The organism is Pseudoalteromonas sp. J2K-J031, assembly GCF_058197095.2.
Genome location: NZ_CM200279.1, coordinates 3,138,804 through 3,154,807, shown reverse-complemented (window position 1 = coordinate 3,154,807; position 16,004 = coordinate 3,138,804). Strand labels below are relative to the sequence as shown.

The following is a 16,004-nucleotide window of genomic DNA, read 5'->3' as shown; positions in this document are numbered from 1 at the left end:
AAATTTATTCAACCCTAATCGTTGCAGGTAACTTATCTAAAATACTTTTGGGTATATCGGTAATAATCTGCTGACCTTGTTTGATCCCATCCAATACCTCAATAAAATTGGACGTAGACTTACCGAAGCTTATTTCTACCGCTTTAAAAATATTATCATCACTCACGTATGCGATTTGCTTTTTATATTCCTCGAATAACCCGTTATTTTTAACATAGTAGGTAGCATTACGTATTAGGTTGTGAAGTTCCGCGTTAATCTCAATATTCGGTTTGGCATCTTTGGGGAAGTCACTGAGCAATGCACTTGTAAACCAAACCCTGCCTTCTTGCACAGCACCATCAACTTCACTTATCCTAGTGAGAACTTTAGTTCCATTGATATTAATCGTTATTTCCTTATTAACTTTGATGGAGTCAGAGTTTCTAGAAGGAACCGAAAGTCTTGCAAAGAAAGCCCCAACCTCACTTGCTTTCGCTATAGAGCTGCCAGTTGTAAGACGAGAACCGAGTTCAATTGAGTCGACAAAACTTTCGATTATACCTTCAAAATCGGAGATGACTTTTAGCTTCGAGTTTTTAAGAGTTAAATTATCAAGCTTTAGCATAGCTTGTTGAATATTGAGTTCAAAGGATTTTAACTTTATAGCAGATTGCTGTGTTGCCCTTTCAAAACGCTCTTGTGCAACACGAGCTTTAATCTCACTCACTTTAATATCAGACTGAAGTTTCTTTAATTCGATCTTAGATATCATTCCATTAATAGTTAACTGATTAATGGCCTCAAACTTCAATTCGTCTGATTGATGAGTGGTTGTGGCTATTCTAAATGCAGCCTCAAGTTCAAAAAGCTCGGCTTCTAATGCCAACTTAGCATTTTCATTATCAATTTTAGTTCTTTCAACTTCTAACTTTTGAGACAAAAGTGCATCTTTTAACTCAGGATTGGCTAGTTGTATGATGGGGGTCGTAGGCATAACTTTTTGACCGGCCTTTATAAAAATTTCTTCTACTATCCCATCAACCTCTGCAACTATTAATTTTTTTTGAGCTGATTCTAATACCCCTCTGGCAATAATTTTTTCATTTAAATCACCATAACGCACATCATTTATTTCGATTTCATGACTACTTAGTATAACTTCATTATTAAACTGAAAGTACAATATAACCGCTAAAGTAAATATTCCAATAGCGATTAAATTTTTTATAGTAAAGAACTTGTTTTTTCTTGGTATTTCAATGTCCATATACAACCTTAGACAAATTAAATAAATCAATAATCCTAGAGGGAGATATTAATAAATACTTCATTCAACGATATTTTTTCTTTTTTTGAATCGATATTTGAAAGCTTCTTTAATTCTACTTCGCAAGGTCCACATTTTTGTTCGTTATTACCACCACTAATTAAAACAACAGTAAACACCTCACCTTTTTTAATCTCAGGAATCCCTTTTGAAAAGTCGTTTAAAGAGTAGTTATAAGAAGGCTTTGACTTTGACTTAATCAACTCAAGGAGTTCGTCAATATTTTCAGTTTTGGTATGTTGGAGGGTGTTCGATAATATACCATTTTCAAATATCAGATAAGTAGGAAAGCCTACATTTAGTTTTAATGAGGAAAGCTGTTTTGTAATGAACCCATATTCTTTTAAGCTGATAGATATAGTATTAATTTCTGAGCTTTTCACTGAGAATGAGAAATTAATTAACAGGGCTGTAAATAGGGTTAAAATTGTTTTTTTCAAAATATTACTCCAATAAGTAAGGGAGTTATTATACTCCCGCTAAAGCTTCAGTTTAAAAAATTAGTTGCCACCAGTAGGGCGACAGCTGCGGTTTTCGCAAATGACACAAAAATTATCTATGCAGTGGATGCAATCTCCCGCGCTATTACAAATACTTACATGCGCGACAGCAAAAGAAGCGGAGGAGTATGAATATCCAGCAATAGAAAATACCACAACACCTACAAATTTAAGAGCTTTTTTCATTTTTATACCTTTTTATATAGTTTTTAGTAATTATTCCATTGTTAACTTAACTTAACTTAACTTAACTTAACTTAACTTAACTAACTAAAGAAATTAGCTTTAAAAATCAAATCAGAGGGTGAGTGAAACCTAGATTCAATTATATTTAGCTAACATCTTAGCTGTCTCCAAAGTTACAACAAAAATATAAAAAAAGGTACAAAAATTTTAACTAAGTGTAAATAATCCGAGAGCAGCATAAGTAACCGCTAAAGCATTAAGTTCGATGTCAGTTAAATTAAGGTTTCTCTTGCTGTCTTTCAAACAAAAAAACCATCAATCCAGCGAGTAGATTTAACATTTGGCTATCAGGTTGATGTTTTTGAGGCCTATTTTCGAGGAATTCCTTTTGCCTCAGGGGGATGAGCACGTTGCAGAAGTCATCAACATCGCAAAATAATTTCACTCATTTATTCATTGCTTGTTCGTTGTCGTTCGAATATTTATTGCTCGAAAGATCAGATCGTGGAACAGGCATTTAGTTCATTTTCTTAAGTAAGATTTAGGTTAGCTAAGCACTGTGCTTCAGTTCAAAATCCTCAGGCCTTAAATGGCTAAGTAAGTCATGACTTCTGATTTTGTTGTAATCAACCTCTATACCCGTCGCCTTTCAAGATGCTCGGGTGTTGGCCGCGCGCCTTCACCTCAATCACATGGTACATCTATGCTCATGAGGATTCAGGTGCTTGCCGCCTACGAGCATCTTGAGATACATTGGGTATATGACCTCTAATACGGTTTGTTTCATGGTGACTCGGTTCATGATCGGCTCTTACTGAATGGCGTGAATGGAAGATCATCCCGCTCAGGTGAGCTAGAGATAACTCGTTGCAAACATTCATGGATGAATGGGGCCACCGGTGGACTCGACGCAAATAAAAACTTACACACTAATATACGTAGAGTGTACGTTTTTAATTAACCTTTAACAGTGCGCGACTAATGGCATTCTACTTACGCACTTGCAAATAGACATGGCTTTTACCAGGCACTCTAACAGCGCATTTTTATGGTTGTTTGTTAAACGTTTTATTCTTTGATAAACGCTTCACCTTGTATCATCCATTTCGGTGCAGGTTTTCCTTTGAGGTGGTGATCAAAGTACTCCATCATGCGAATAGAGAAGTCCACTTGATTAGGGAATTGTTTTAAGTGATGTGGTTCGCCTTCGTACTGTAAAAATATTACGTCTTTTTCTGCACGGCGCAGTGCTAAATAATATTGCACGCCTTCATGCCAAGGTACGGCGTCGTCTTTGTCGCCAAACATAATTAAAATAGGCGTATTTACTTTATCGGCAAAAAAGACCGGTGAGTTTTCAATGTATAAATCACGGGCTTCAAATAAGTTTTTACCTATGCGGCTTTGACCTGTTTCGTATTGGAACTGACGCGCTAAACCTGATTTTAAACGAATGCCACTATACGCACTGGTCATGTTAGATACAGGTGCACCAGAGACCACGGCTTTAAACATGTCTGTTTGGGTGATCATAAATGCGCTTTGGTAGCCCGCCCATGAGTGGCCTTGTAAGCCAATTTTATCAGGATGAGCAACCCCGATATCAATTAGCTTTTGTGCGGCATTTATCATCGTTTGCGTAGACGATTTACCCGGGTGGCCGATTTCAAAACGAATATCAGGCAAGAAAATGGCATAACCGTTTGAGGTAAACATTGGCAGGTTTGGCCTATGGTTTAGTTCCATTGCAGGAAAGTCATACATGCGCTGACTCATATAACGATAAAAATAAATAACCACAGGAACTTTATCGCCTTTTTTATAGCCAGCAGGTTTAATCAGTACACCTTGTAGATCTTCCCCGTCATAGCCTTTGTATTGTACTAGCTCAGGCTGCGCGCCCCAGGCAAAGTTTTTAAGCTGTGGGTTAAGGTCGGTGACTCTTTTGGTTTTTTTAAAGGATGTATCTGTTTGCCAAAGGTCGGGAAATTGCTGGTAGCTTTGCTTAGTAAATAGTAGGCGGTCGCTATTTTTAGCTTTTTCAACCAAATCAAAACGTTGCTTACCTTTTAAAGTAGTTAGTACGCGTGAGGTTGCAAAGTCGAAAGTGGCAACTGCGGTTTCTTTATTAACGGTATTATGCGCACTTAACAATAAAGGTTGTTTGGGGTCGATTCCCACTTGTCGTTTGTCGAGTATTACTGCGCGGTATTGGGTTTTAGTTTCAGCACCTTGAGTCAGGCGAGTCGCCTGTAGGCTTGTTACATCAAACGCCCAAATATCGAACTTGCTATACACTAATACCGCACTGCTGTCGGCAAGCCAGCCCGCAAAGCCATAGCCGGGTGTTGGCGTGGGGTAATCATGTTGATCGTCTGCAAACACTGCGTTGATAGCTTGTGTTAAAGGGGTCGTTTGGTTGGTTGTAACGTGTTTGAGGTGAACTGCGCCATCAGCAAAATACGCAGCGTACTGCCCATTTGGTGCCAAAGTAGGCGTTTCTCGGCTTTGCTTAACAATTAAAGTGTTTTTACCTGTTTGAACATCAACAGCATAATAGTCAGCGTAAAAACCATCGTACATCACCTTATTTAAGTAAGGTGAACTACTTGAAGCAAGCAAAAACGCTTTTTCGGTATGTAGCTTGATATCTTCAAGTACAGGGGTCGTAAGTTGCACCACATTTTTATCTGCATAATGGTAAACCGCTTGGTAATGGCGATATTTGTTTTCGTCATTCCATTGTACTTGTTCGCGCGTTTTAATTTGTGGGTCTAGATGGTGCCATACTTTAAGGCCTTTGTGGGCGCGAATAGTATCAAAGTCACGCAAATCTTCGGCTGTTTTATATTTTTTATCTGCAATTTTGGCATCAAGTGCTGGGCGGTTTTCAAAATACAGTCGTTCACCTTGCTCTGACCAATCAAGCTTGGCTGTTTTACCGCTGAACCAAGTCTCGTTATGGCTGTTTATTGTGGTGAGTGTATTGGTGGGCTGCTGCCAAAGATAAAGCTGGTGGCTGCGGCGTCTGGCATCATCGTTAACATAATTACCTGCGTAAAATGCCACAGTTGCCTCTGTTGGGTGCCAGCTAATTTTGGTTGCGCTGATCCCAGGTTCCGTCAATATCGCACTTTGGCTGATAGTATCGCTAAGTGATAGATAGGAAATCGTATTTTGAGCACCCTCTTTATAAACTTGGCTAATTAGCATGCCAGCACTTTGATGGGCAAAATCATAGCTTAAAACATCATCAAACAGCTGCTCTTGCGGGGTACCAAGCTTGATAAGTTTAAGTGGCAGTGATGTGTCTTTTTTATCTGGTTTAATGGCGCTTTTTTCGACCGTTTCGCTATCAACGACTCTTAGCTCAGTATCTTCTTTGTTATCGTTGCCTTTTTTTGCTGCTTTTTCGTCTGGTTTATCTTGGCGAAATGCTAACCATTGGCCATCGTTAGATAATTGAAAATCTTTTACGTCAGCAAAACGTAGCTCTTGTTTTGTTCGGGTATTTACGAGTACTAAACTATTACGAAGTTGTTTTTTTTCTTTTTCGTTTGCGCTTTCAATCGCTAATAAAGTTGGTTTTACGGTAAATGCAACCCAAAGGCCATTTTTGCTAAAGTGTGGTTTAGTGCCATTTTCGATAGCTGCAAGAGGCTTGTTACTGGTTAAGTCATAGACAATCCCTTGAGGATCACCTCGGTATGGTGTGGCAGAGAGTGCTAAAAATCGCCCATCTTCTGTCAGCTGAGTGTTTTTTGCTGTTTTAAAATCAAAGACGTTGGTGAAGGTTAAGTTTTGACTTGCAAGACTGGGCATCGAAAAACTGGTGATGACCGCCACGGCAAGTGTTGAAAGCACTTTATTCATTTTTAGTTACCATGTGAAAGCGAAAAGGTTATTGAGCTAACCATATCAAGGAGTTAACCGAGCATAGAAACATTAACGATAAGTGGCAATTATTTACGATGAAGCGGGGCGGTCAAGAAGTGGCAAATCACTTTGCCACGTTTAGGTCTGGATTATTGCCAAGCCAGTGCTAGCATTGACCATTGGCTTTCAAATTGATGGCTTGGTTTTATTTTAAAATCAGAGCGTACAAATTGATTCATTCGACCCTCAACAAAGGCCAGTAATAAGTTAGCCAAATGCGCTTCTTCAATGCTAAATGTTTTACCTTCTCGAAGTTTGCGTTCGCGCAGTACTTGCTTAAGTTGGGTTTCAAGTTTTTCAAATAAACTTTGAATGCGTTCGCGTAAGCGCTCTTGCTCACCTTGCAGCGCATCACCGGTTAAAATTCGGGTAATGCCGGGGTTTTTTTCTGAAAAAGTAAGCAGTAAACCTAAAATATTGTAGATGCGGCCTTGAGTATCTTTTTCGTTATCTAAAATAATATTAATGCGCGAGAGTAACGTATCTTCAATAAACTCAATTAAGCCTTCAAACATTCGTGCTTTACTTGGGAAATGACGATAAAGCGCGGCTTCAGAAACACCCACTTCAGCAGCAAGTTTCGCTGTGGTGATCCTCTGTCCTGGGCTGGTTTCGAGCATTTGCGCTAAGGCTTGTAAAATTTGCTCTTTACGATTGCTACGCTTATTTGCAGGCATGGTTTATCCCTTACTTCTTATAATTATGTATTTGCGCTTTGGCTTTTTGTCACAGCATGGTAATGGTTTCTGGCCATGGTTTCCAGCCTTGTTTTACGCATCAACTTAGTTGTTTTGTCGCTCGAATATTGTCTTTATAATTGATATTGCTAACGTTTCTTTGCTTTGAGTGGGTAAATCTAACTGACCATTTTGCCAGTAAATTGTTAAAGCATTATGATCAGAATTAAAGCCAATACCTTGTTGTGATACATCATTTGCACAGATCAAATCGAGATTTTTATTGCGTAGTTTTCCTTTGGCATAATGTGCAACATCTTGTGTTTCTGCGGCAAAACCGACGGTAAATGGTCGTTGTGATTTAAGTGCTGCAACATCTGCAATGATATCTGGGTTTTTAACTAAAGTGAGCGTCAGCTGGTCGCCTTGCTTTTTTATTTTTTGAGTTTGAATATCAGCAGCACGATAATCGGCAACAGCCGCACAACCAATAAAAATATCGGATTCTATCGCCAAAGATAAGGCGACTTTGTGCATTTCAAGCGCACTTTCTACCGCTATTTTATTTACCCCATTAGGCGTTTTTAACGTTACAGGCCCTGAAATTAAATTGACTTTAGCACCTAGCGACATTGCAGCCGCAGCAAGAGCATAACCCATTTTACCTGAGCTGTGGTTGCTAATAAAACGCACAGGATCAAGCGCTTCACGGGTTGGGCCTGCGGTAATGGTAATTGTTTTCCCAGCAAAAAGGGATTGTTCTGCATGGCTTATTAATGCAGGACGGTTGAGCAAATCGTTACATAAGACAACAAGTTCAGCGGGCTCTAGCATTCTTCCGGCGCCGACATCGCCACAGGCTTGCACGCCACTGGCAGGGCCCCAAATATTAACCCCCCGAGTCGCAAGCGTCGATAAGTTGCTTTGCGTCGCAGCATGCGCGTACATTTGCTGATTCATGGCTGGTGCAACAGCAACTAAACTAGGTGTCGCCAGCAATAAGGTGGTAAGTAAATCATCAGCCATGCCTTGGCTCATTTTGGCGATGATATTCGCTGTTGCTGGTGCGACTAAAATAAGGTCTGCCCATTTAGCCAATTCAATATGGCCCATGGCAGCTTCGGCACTTGGGTCAAGCAAGCTATCAGAAACCGGCTGACCTGACACCGCTTGCATTGTCAGTGGGGTAATAAATGCTTGCGCAGATTGCGTCATAACCACTTTTATATCGTGACCATGGTCTTTTAAACGGCGCACTAATTCAGCACATTTATAGGCAGCAATGCCTCCTGAGATAGCAAGTAAGATTTTTTTGTTGGCCATACATTGACTCACTGTAGAGTGATTGCGGATTAGCAAACCGCGTACTGAAGTTGTGTGCTGCAATATTACGTTTGCTTGCGACAGCAAGCAAATTTATCACTACAATTTAAGTTAAGTGCAATCACCAAGGATGGAATTATGCAAATCACTCAAATGGCGGCAGACCTTCGACCGCGAGAAAAACTACTTAAATTAGGCCCTCAAGCGCTTAGTGATGCTGAACTATTAGCTATATTCTTGCGCACTGGTATTCCAGGAATGAATGCCATTGAATTGGCCGAACACGTGCTAAATACGCATCATTCACTCAATCAGCTTTTTAGTGCCTCGTTATTAGAATTTAGCCAAGTGAAGGGGCTTGGGTCGGCAAAATATGCCCAATTACAAGCCGTACTTGAACTGAGTAAACGTTTTTTACACGAATCTTGTCAGCGCGATACCGTATTTAACTCACCGACACATGTACGCGATTACTTGGCGTTAGAGTTAAAAAACCGTCAGCAAGAAGTCTTTATGGTGTTGTTTTTAGATAACCAAAATAGGCTCATTAGTCAAAAAATTCTGTTCTACGGCACTATCAATTCTGCCGCTGTTTACCCAAGAGAAGTGGTGAAAGAAGTCCTTAAAATAAACGCCAATGCAGTGATATTTGCCCACAATCACCCATCAGGTGTGGCAGAACCAAGTCAGGCTGATCAGGTTATTACCCGAAAGCTTATTCAAGCACTCGCCTTAATTGATGTATCTGTTTTAGACCATTTAATTGTAGGAGGAAATCAAGTTGTTTCTTTTGCGGAACGAGGCTTATTGTAAGTCTAATAAACATACAAAAATGAAACTAAAAATGCTTTATTTGTAATATCCTGAATTTGTAGATGTTAATCTTATTGAAAATGATTGTCATTTAGACTAAAATTAATCTCAGATATTAATCTTGCAGAGAACCTAAATGTACGTTTGTATTTGCCACGCAGTCACTGACAAAAAAATCACCCAAGCAGTTGTTGAGGGTGTTGAGTCAATGCGACAATTACGACATTGTTTAGGTGTAGGTAGCCAATGCGGAAAATGCGTTTGCCATGCCCAACAAGTATTAATGGAAGCGCAACAGGTCAAAATTAGTTTTCAGTTGCAAAGAGAAGTGGCATAGCCACTTTTTTTATGGCTGTTGATAAATAAAATTCACTGCTAAGTAAAGTATTTTGAAGTTTAAGCTTACTTCAAATGAGAACAAAAACCTAGGTGCTGTTTTTTTAAGCATGAAAATGACCTTAAAAACTAGCCTAACAGCAATTTTTACTCTTTTTTGTAAATTAGTTTAAATTAACTGCAGTTTTTGCTTTCACTTCGGCAATTGGATCACTATAATTGGCCGCTATCAAATTTACACATATGAGCGTCGATAGATCTCTTTCCTTGATCTTTTCCTGTATTTGCTATATAAAGAGCGCCCTTCGATTTATCTCGGGGCAAAATACGTTTAAAGCCTAAGGGAAATCTAGCTCGAGCAAAGTTTTTGGAGATATATAGACATGTCTAAAGTATGTCAAGTTACAGGTAAGCGTCCAGCGGTTGGTAACAATCGTTCACACGCACTAAATGCAACTAAACGTCGTTTCCTACCTAACCTACAAACTCACCGTTTTTGGGTTGAAAGCGAAAACCGTTTCGTTAAACTACGTCTTACTACTAAAGGTATGCGTATTATTGATAAAAAAGGCATTGATGCGGTTCTTACCGAAATCCGTGCTCGTGGCGAAAAAATTTAAGGAGATTGAGTCATGCGTGATAAAATCCGTTTAGTTTCTACTGCTGGTACTGGTTATTTCTACACTACCGACAAAAACAAGCGTACTATGCCGGAAAAAATGGAGATCAAAAAGTTTGATCCAAAAATCCGTCAACACGTTCTTTTCAAAGAAGCTAAAATCAAGTAATTGATTTTTCTTTGAAAGAAAACCTAGCTTCGGCTAGGTTTTTTTTTGCTTAAAATATAATGATTAATTTCCTGAATTAGGAATAAATAGTTTAAGGCTTCTTTTTATTTGCCGATATAAAGACTTATCAAGGATGAGGTCGCAATATATGCACATTACAGAACATTTCAATACACACCCTCTTAAAATTACCAGTTCTAATAATCAAGGGCAAAATAACCATGGCAAATCAGAGCTGCAAGATAGCGAAGCTGTTTTGCAGTCAGATACGCTGACTTTGTCTGATGAAGGTAAATTGAAAGCAAAAACTGAACAACAAAACGAGCAGCCCGAAGTACCGCCTCATATCCAAAGAATATTAGAGCAAATTAAAAAGTTGAAACAAGAGCTTGCTAAGTTAAAACAAGAGCTTGCTGAGATAGCACAAAATACTCAACTGAGTGAAGAGCAAAGAATGACGTTGATGGCGCAGCGACAAAGTATGGTGTCTAGTTTGCAAGGGGCATTACAGTTAGCATCAACAGCGTTACATGAAGCGCTAAATGGTACCAGTAGCCGCTAACTTAGTGGCGACTTTAGCAAAATGAGTAGACTCATTTCATCCTCCTTGTGTCTAATTAGCGCAACGCGGTTGCTTTTTAAGGCCTTTCCTCTTTATGATGCCAAAAGAATGTCACTTTTTAGATAAAGGGTCGAAAGATGATAAAGATGAAAGTACTTGGTATTGCCGTTACAGCGTTATTACTTAATGCTTGTTCAGACGATGCAGGTAAAGTGAGCTTAGGATTATTTACAACTAAAGATGTGATTATTAAAGCTAAAACCGACCCTAAGTTACCCGGTGTGACTTGTCATATTAGCCATGTTGAAGCAAATTTAGATTTTGCCGACCCATCTGATATGTCAATCGCGTGTCGACAAACAGGGCATATCACAGCCGAGCAAATGGCTCAAATTGATTTCTCAAAAGATGGCGAAATTGTGTTTAAAGAGTCAAAAAGTATTTTATTTAAAACGCTAAAAGTGCGCAGAATTTACGATTCAGAGCATAAGACATTGATGTATTTATCTTACTCAACCAAAGAAACAACCGGTAGTCATCATCATGCACTCTCAACCGTGCCACTTTATAATTCAGATGCTTGGCAATGGGCGCAAGCTCATGAAGCTGGTATTAATAAATAGTGATTAGATGAATATGTTAGCGTTATTAAAAGAAAAATTTACACCTAAGCCTCTACTGCCTGATAACGAAGCTCAGTGGATTATTGATACGTTTATTTGGGCGTTTGAGCATTTTGATGGCCAATATTTTATTGAGCATGGCCAAGTTGTATTGCCAACCAATGAGTTTTTTCCGGGGCAGGTGAGCTCAATTTCAGCGATGGCTCAGCAAGTATTTCATCAAGTTGTGGGTTTTGCTGGCATGCAACACTGGCCATTGCAGTTGGTGGCTCCGCAGCAATTAAGTGGGGCTCATTTTCCAGTATTTAAATTTGTAGGTCAAAGCCGTGGGCAATTTGCTCAACTAGTTCAACCCGTTACACAACCAATCGCCATTTCATTTAATCCTGCACAAATTAATCAGCCGCAAGATTTAGTCGCTAGTTTTGCTCAAGCATTGGCAATGATTTTAATTAAGCAAAAAGGTGTTTTACCGCCTGGTGGTGAGGCATTTTTACCTCAAGCGACCGATTTATTGGCGCACTTTTTAGGTTTTGGTGTGATGCTATCAAACACCGCTTATCAATTTAGAGGTGGCTGTGGCTCTTGTTATAACCCTTATGCTAATCGCCAAGCTGCGCTGCCCGAAACCGAAAACATTATGTGTTTGGCGTTAGTGAGTACATTAAAAGGTGCAGATAAACACAAAGTGGCTGCTCAGCTTAAGCCACATTTACGCAGCCAATATAAAAAAGCGATGAAACAAATGGCCGAGCGGCTCGCATCAAGCCCAGAGCCTATCTTATTAGCATTACTTGATAAGGCAGGAAAGTAATGGCTTATTTAGATGAATTTATTCTCATTGCTCTGGCGCATTTTTTTGCAGTTGCAAGCCCTGGGCCTGATTTTGCGATTATTTTAAAGCAAAGTATTAGTTATGGCAGGCGCAATGCCTTATTTGCGAGTGCTGGAGTTGGGCTGGGTATTTTGGTGCATGTGACGTATTGCTTGCTAGGGGTCGCATTAATCATCGCTCAGTCAGAAACCTTATTTAATTGGCTTAAATATTTAGCTGCAGCCTATTTGGCGTATATGGCATTTCAAGCATTACAAGCAAAGCCTGCCAGTGGGGAAGTGCAAAAAATGTCAGCTAATTTGAGCGATGAGCCGGTGAGTCGCTCTTTTTCAAAAGGATTTTTAACCAATGCGCTTAATCCAAAAGCAACTTTATTCTTTTTGTCATTATTTACCTTAGTAATAGATCCGAATACGCCAAGCCTAGTGCAAGCGGGTTATGGGGTGTATATGGCGCTGGCAACCTGGGTTTGGTTTTCATTTTTGTCGTTAATTTTATCAAGAACTCAAGTACGCCAATTTTTCTTAAAAAGCGGCCATTGGTTTGATCGCGGTATTGGCATAGTATTATTAATTTTAGCTGTGCGGGTGGTCTTATTATGACGTTTTATTACAACTTGGCTTATGGTTCTAATATGTCGAGTAACCGATTGCTGGCAAGATTACCCAATGCAAAACGCATTGGGGTTGCGAGTGTAGCGGGTTATCAGTTGGCATATCATAAAAAGGGGTTTGATAACTCTGGCAAATGTGATGCGTATTATACTGGCGATAAAAACGATATTTTATTTGGCGTTTTATACCAACTTAGCGCCGAAGAAAAAGCGATATTAGATGGCATAGAAGGCTCGCGTTATTCTATTTGCGATCTAATGGTCACGGATCAAAATGGCCAAAATTTTGAAGCTTATTGCTATGTTGCCAATACGACTGACTCACTGTTACTACCTTATGATTGGTATTTAGAGCACGTAATAGCTGGTGCAAAAGAGGCGCAACTCCCTGAGTATTATATTGCTAAAATTTGCCAGCAAGTCACGCAGATTGATCTAGACTTCGAGCGCTCTCATCGTGAGTTTTTAATCCATAAAAAATAACTGTTCGCCTAATAAATAAAAAATATAAAAGGGAAATTAATGAAATTAACTTCGTTAGCCGCCGCAATTGGCTTGAGTATTGTGTCATTTTCATCACTTGCAGCCGTTGATACAGCCAAAATAGAACAAATTATCAATGCTTCGATGGCGCGTTTTGATGTGCCCGGAATGGCCGTTGCTATTGTCGAAAATGATAAAGTTGTCTTGGCCAAAGGATTTGGGGTGAGCCATTTAGATACTAAAAAAGCGGTCACCAAAGACACGCTATTTGGCATTGCATCCAATACCAAAGCTTTTACTAGCGCTGCATTAGCCATGTTGATTGAGCAAGGAAAACTGAGCTGGGATGATAGAGTTATTGATCATTTACCAGAATTTCGCTTGGCCGACCCTTATGTGACCCGTGAAATGCGAATTCGTGATTTATTGAGTCATCGTAGTGGTTTGGGTTTAGGTGCTGGTGATTTAATGATTTGGCCTGATACCGATAAAGAAGTGAGTGACATTCTAGCTGGTTTACAATATTTAGAGCCAGATTCAAGTTTTCGCAGCCAATATGCTTACAACAATTTGATGTTTGTCGCAGCAGGTGAAGTGATTGCTCGAGTATCAGGCATCTCTTGGAATGATTTTATTGAGCAAAAAATATTAGCGCCGCTTGAAATGAGCTATTCAAAAGCGGGCTTTTCACGCATTCCAAAAAGTAATGATAATTGGGCTACAGGCCATATACCAATGAATGGCAAGTTAACCCCATTTTTTGTTAATTACTTAGAAGATTTTCGTGGTGCAGGTGCGATAGCATCGAGTGTTGCTGATATGAGCCATTGGTTACGTTTGCAGCTTAACGAAGGCAAATTGCCTAATGGTGAAGCGCTTTTTAGCGAAAAGTCACAACAAGAAATGTGGCATTTACATATTACAAGTAAAGCATCGAGCAAAGCGTTTGACGCTTATCGTCAGCAATTTAGAGGTTATGGTTTAGGTTGGAGTATCGAAGATTACCAAGGTTATAAAAAAATGTCCCATGGCGGTGGTATTTTAGGTATGGTGTCCCAAGTTACCCTGTTACCTGAAAAAGAGCTCGGTATTGTTATTTTATCAAACCAGCAAGCATTTGGTGCTCTGTCGGCAATCAGCCATGAAATACTCGAAGATGCCTTAGGGCTAGAAGATAAAGACTGGGTTGAAGATTTAGCAACAAAGCATTTTGAGGGCAAAGAAAAAGCCTATAAAACGCAAGCACTTGCTAAAGTGACAGACAAACAAGCAGCCCTACCTAATAACGTTTATGCCAATAATTATCGCGATGCCTGGTATGGTAATATCAACATTACCGAACAGGCTAAGACCTTAAGAATTGACTTTACCCATACCAAACGACTTAAGGGTGTTTTAGAGCATTACAATGGCAATACATTTGTGGTGCGCTGGGATGAAAAGTTACTTGAAGCCGATGCCTATATTGAATTTAACGTGAAAGGTAATAATGTGGTTGAAAGTGCCACAATGCACGCTGTTGCACCTGATGTGACTGATTTTAGCTTCGATTTTCATAATCTATTACTAAAACCAGTTAAACAACCTGCTGATAAATAAGCAATCGCTTTAAAATCGACCAAAGTAGCAAAGCAGTCAAACGCTTGCTTTGCTACTCTACTTTCTTTCTTGCACGATTATTGTGAACTTGTAACTTCATTTGGTACTTTTATGCGAACAGCCATTATTGCCCATCCTGCTTGTCGAAAACATAAAATGATTGCTGATCACCCAGAGTGCCCGCAGCGATTAGATGCAATTCAAGATAGGCTGGTTGCTTCAGGGGTGGATGTCACTATTGCACATAAACTTGCGCCTAAAGCGACGTTAGAACAAATAGGATTAGCGCATAGCGAAAGCCATATTGCACATATTTTAGCAACGTTACCGCAAGAAGGCTTGGCCGATTTAGATGGTGATACTTGGTTGTGCCCTGAGAGCTTTTTGGCGATAGAGCGAGCTGTTGGTGCAGGAATTTTAGCTGTGGACGAAATATTGGCAGGGCAATTAGACGCCGCATTTTGTGCCATTAGGCCACCTGGGCATCATGCCAATCAAGACAGCTCGTCAGGTTTTTGTGTTGTTAACAATGTTGCGATTGCCGTTAAATATGCCCAAACACAGGGCATTAAGCGTATTGCGATTTTAGATATTGATGTTCATCACGGAAATGGCACTCAAGATATTTTTCTTAATGATGAAAGCGTGTTGTTTTGCTCGTTATTTCAACACCCTTTTTACCCTAATACCGCTGTTGAAAGTAATAATCACATTATTAATTCACCCATGTCGGCAGGCCAAGGTGCGGTGCAATTAAAGCAACTTATCACAGAGTTATGGTTACCTAAGCTGGCAGAGTTTAATCCAGAGCTGATTTTTATTAGTGCCGGCTTTGATGCGCATTTAGAAGATGATATGGGTGGGCTTGGTTTTGTTGAAGCTGATTATGTGTGGTTTACAGAGCAAGTTATTGCGCTTGCGCAAGCCTGTCAAAGTAAGGGGATTATTTCGATGTTAGAAGGTGGTTATGACTTATCGTCGTTGGGGCGAAGTGTTACCGAGCATTTAAAGGCATTTGCCCATGCTTAAACCATGTTGAACTTGCTGATCCAGCATAACTAAAAAAGCCAATCCGATTATAAAGTGATTGGCTTTTTATTCGCTTTGATTTTTAATTTAAATACGATGCAAATAGCAAAGTATTACTCTTTAAAAAATCCAGCTTCACTTTCGGCCTGTGCCAGCATCGCTTCAATGTCTTCAATCATATCAGGGGTTACTTTTTGATCGTTACCGCTTTGCGTGACAATTTTATGGTTTTCATCTGCCCATTCGCCTAAATCAATTAATTGGCATTGTTTCGAGCAAAAAGGGCGAAAAGGCGCATCGGGCCCCCAAATAACGTCTTTTTTACACGTTGGGCAATTTACAATGGTGCTCATTAGTTTTGTCTCAACAATAATAATGGCGCTAGTTTAACT

General features: G+C 39.6%; 18 protein-coding genes. 12 read left to right on the top strand and 6 right to left on the bottom strand.

Annotated elements, in window-relative coordinates:
• Positions 1–4: 4 nt before the first annotated feature.
• Complete coding sequence (locus AC3KZC_RS14215) at positions 5–1,249, bottom strand: efflux RND transporter periplasmic adaptor subunit (RefSeq protein ID WP_490576973.1); 1,245 nt, start codon at positions 1,247–1,249, stop codon at positions 5–7.
• A 35-nt stretch (positions 1,250–1,284) separates the two neighbouring features.
• Positions 1,285–1,749: a hypothetical protein gene (locus AC3KZC_RS14210; RefSeq protein ID WP_490576974.1), complete on the bottom strand. Its 465-nt coding sequence runs from the start codon at positions 1,747–1,749 to the stop codon at positions 1,285–1,287.
• Between the two features lie 100 nt (positions 1,750–1,849).
• Between AC3KZC_RS14210 and AC3KZC_RS14205 the strand changes: the two genes are divergently transcribed.
• The gene (locus AC3KZC_RS14205) at positions 1,850–2,050 is read left to right on the top strand and encodes a hypothetical protein (RefSeq protein ID WP_490576975.1); all 201 of its coding nucleotides are present in this window, start codon (positions 1,850–1,852) and stop codon (positions 2,048–2,050) included.
• Positions 2,051–3,063: 1,013 nt separating this feature from the next.
• On the opposite strand, the gene AC3KZC_RS14200 is transcribed toward AC3KZC_RS14205, so the two are convergent.
• The 3 genes from AC3KZC_RS14200 to coaBC form a co-directional block, all read right to left on the bottom strand.
• Positions 3,064–5,868 carry an alpha/beta hydrolase family protein gene (locus tag AC3KZC_RS14200; protein WP_490576976.1) on the bottom strand — a complete coding sequence of 935 codons (2,805 nt, stop codon included), beginning with the start codon at positions 5,866–5,868 and terminating at the stop codon, positions 3,064–3,066.
• A 152-nt stretch (positions 5,869–6,020) separates the two neighbouring features.
• Positions 6,021–6,608, bottom strand: coding sequence for a nucleoid occlusion factor SlmA (gene slmA, locus AC3KZC_RS14195; protein ID WP_490576977.1), 588 nt, complete (start codon positions 6,606–6,608; stop codon positions 6,021–6,023).
• A 105-nt stretch (positions 6,609–6,713) separates the two neighbouring features.
• Positions 6,714–7,943 carry a bifunctional phosphopantothenoylcysteine decarboxylase/phosphopantothenate--cysteine ligase CoaBC gene (coaBC, locus tag AC3KZC_RS14190; protein ID WP_490577112.1) on the bottom strand — a complete coding sequence of 410 codons (1,230 nt, stop codon included), beginning with the start codon at positions 7,941–7,943 and terminating at the stop codon, positions 6,714–6,716.
• Between the two features lie 126 nt (positions 7,944–8,069).
• On the opposite strand from coaBC, the gene radC reads away from it, so the two are divergent.
• The 11 genes from radC (at position 8,070) to AC3KZC_RS14135 (ending at position 15,612) form a co-directional block, all read left to right on the top strand.
• Positions 8,070–8,744 carry a RadC family protein gene (gene radC / locus AC3KZC_RS14185; protein ID WP_490576978.1) on the top strand — a complete coding sequence of 225 codons (675 nt, stop codon included), beginning with the start codon at positions 8,070–8,072 and terminating at the stop codon, positions 8,742–8,744.
• Between the two features lie 136 nt (positions 8,745–8,880).
• Positions 8,881–9,081, top strand: coding sequence for a bacterioferritin-associated ferredoxin (locus AC3KZC_RS14180; RefSeq protein WP_490576979.1), 201 nt, complete (start codon positions 8,881–8,883; stop codon positions 9,079–9,081).
• A 382-nt stretch (positions 9,082–9,463) separates the two neighbouring features.
• The gene (gene rpmB, locus AC3KZC_RS14175; RefSeq protein ID WP_009838303.1) at positions 9,464–9,700 is read left to right on the top strand and encodes a 50S ribosomal protein L28; all 237 of its coding nucleotides are present in this window, start codon (positions 9,464–9,466) and stop codon (positions 9,698–9,700) included.
• A gap of 12 nt (positions 9,701–9,712) precedes the next feature.
• Positions 9,713–9,868 carry a 50S ribosomal protein L33 gene (gene rpmG, locus AC3KZC_RS14170; protein WP_009838304.1) on the top strand — a complete coding sequence of 52 codons (156 nt, stop codon included), beginning with the start codon at positions 9,713–9,715 and terminating at the stop codon, positions 9,866–9,868.
• 148 nt (positions 9,869–10,016) lie between these two features.
• A complete protein-coding gene (locus AC3KZC_RS14165) occupies positions 10,017–10,430 on the top strand; it encodes a hypothetical protein (protein ID WP_490576980.1) in 414 nt (137 codons plus the stop codon).
• 137 nt (positions 10,431–10,567) lie between these two features.
• Complete coding sequence (locus tag AC3KZC_RS14160) at positions 10,568–11,053, top strand: CreA family protein (RefSeq protein ID WP_490576981.1); 486 nt, start codon at positions 10,568–10,570, stop codon at positions 11,051–11,053.
• A 13-nt stretch (positions 11,054–11,066) separates the two neighbouring features.
• Positions 11,067–11,867 carry a hypothetical protein gene (locus AC3KZC_RS14155; RefSeq protein WP_490577113.1) on the top strand — a complete coding sequence of 267 codons (801 nt, stop codon included), beginning with the start codon at positions 11,067–11,069 and terminating at the stop codon, positions 11,865–11,867.
• A complete protein-coding gene (locus AC3KZC_RS14150; RefSeq protein ID WP_490576982.1) occupies positions 11,867–12,490 on the top strand; it encodes a LysE family transporter in 624 nt (207 codons plus the stop codon). The genes AC3KZC_RS14155 and AC3KZC_RS14150 overlap by 1 nt, the downstream gene beginning before the upstream one ends.
• Complete coding sequence (locus AC3KZC_RS14145) at positions 12,487–12,984, top strand: gamma-glutamylcyclotransferase (RefSeq protein ID WP_490576983.1); 498 nt, start codon at positions 12,487–12,489, stop codon at positions 12,982–12,984. Before AC3KZC_RS14150 ends, AC3KZC_RS14145 begins: the two co-directional genes overlap by 4 nt.
• 39 nt (positions 12,985–13,023) lie before the next feature.
• Entirely contained in the window at positions 13,024–14,583 is a 1,560-nt protein-coding gene (locus AC3KZC_RS14140) for a serine hydrolase (protein WP_490576984.1), read from the top strand.
• A 111-nt stretch (positions 14,584–14,694) separates the two neighbouring features.
• Positions 14,695–15,612 (top strand): histone deacetylase family protein, encoded by a 918-nt coding sequence (locus AC3KZC_RS14135; protein WP_490576985.1) that lies wholly within the window; start codon positions 14,695–14,697, stop codon positions 15,610–15,612.
• A gap of 113 nt (positions 15,613–15,725) precedes the next feature.
• Here the strand turns inward: AC3KZC_RS14135 and yacG are convergent, their stop codons facing one another.
• Positions 15,726–15,965: a DNA gyrase inhibitor YacG gene (gene yacG / locus AC3KZC_RS14130; protein ID WP_490576986.1), complete on the bottom strand. Its 240-nt coding sequence runs from the start codon at positions 15,963–15,965 to the stop codon at positions 15,726–15,728.
• Between the last annotated feature and the right edge of the window lie 39 nt (positions 15,966–16,004).

Bases quoted from the DNA above. Each gene is read 5' to 3' on its own strand.
- AC3KZC_RS14140 (WP_490576984.1), top strand. From the start codon at position 13,024: ATGAAATTAACTTCGTTAGCCGCCGCAATTGGCTTGAGTATTGTGTCA.
- AC3KZC_RS14160 (WP_490576981.1), top strand. From the start codon at position 10,568: ATGATAAAGATGAAAGTACTTGGTATTGCCGTTACAGCGTTATTACTT.
- AC3KZC_RS14165 (WP_490576980.1), top strand. From the start codon at position 10,017: ATGCACATTACAGAACATTTCAATACACACCCTCTTAAAATTACCAGT.
- AC3KZC_RS14205 (WP_490576975.1), top strand. From the start codon at position 1,850: ATGACACAAAAATTATCTATGCAGTGGATGCAATCTCCCGCGCTATTA.
- rpmB (WP_009838303.1), top strand. From the start codon at position 9,464: ATGTCTAAAGTATGTCAAGTTACAGGTAAGCGTCCAGCGGTTGGTAAC.
- AC3KZC_RS14155 (WP_490577113.1), top strand. From the start codon at position 11,067: ATGTTAGCGTTATTAAAAGAAAAATTTACACCTAAGCCTCTACTGCCT.
- AC3KZC_RS14180 (WP_490576979.1), top strand. From the start codon at position 8,881: ATGTACGTTTGTATTTGCCACGCAGTCACTGACAAAAAAATCACCCAA.
- slmA (WP_490576977.1), bottom strand. From the start codon at position 6,608: ATGCCTGCAAATAAGCGTAGCAATCGTAAAGAGCAAATTTTACAAGCC.
- yacG (WP_490576986.1), bottom strand. From the start codon at position 15,965: ATGAGCACCATTGTAAATTGCCCAACGTGTAAAAAAGACGTTATTTGG.
- AC3KZC_RS14215 (WP_490576973.1), bottom strand. From the start codon at position 1,249: ATGGACATTGAAATACCAAGAAAAAACAAGTTCTTTACTATAAAAAAT.
- AC3KZC_RS14200 (WP_490576976.1), bottom strand. From the start codon at position 5,868: ATGAATAAAGTGCTTTCAACACTTGCCGTGGCGGTCATCACCAGTTTT.
- AC3KZC_RS14135 (WP_490576985.1), top strand. From the start codon at position 14,695: ATGCGAACAGCCATTATTGCCCATCCTGCTTGTCGAAAACATAAAATG.
- radC (WP_490576978.1), top strand. From the start codon at position 8,070: ATGCAAATCACTCAAATGGCGGCAGACCTTCGACCGCGAGAAAAACTA.
- AC3KZC_RS14150 (WP_490576982.1), top strand. From the start codon at position 11,867: ATGGCTTATTTAGATGAATTTATTCTCATTGCTCTGGCGCATTTTTTT.
- rpmG (WP_009838304.1), top strand. From the start codon at position 9,713: ATGCGTGATAAAATCCGTTTAGTTTCTACTGCTGGTACTGGTTATTTC.
- AC3KZC_RS14145 (WP_490576983.1), top strand. From the start codon at position 12,487: ATGACGTTTTATTACAACTTGGCTTATGGTTCTAATATGTCGAGTAAC.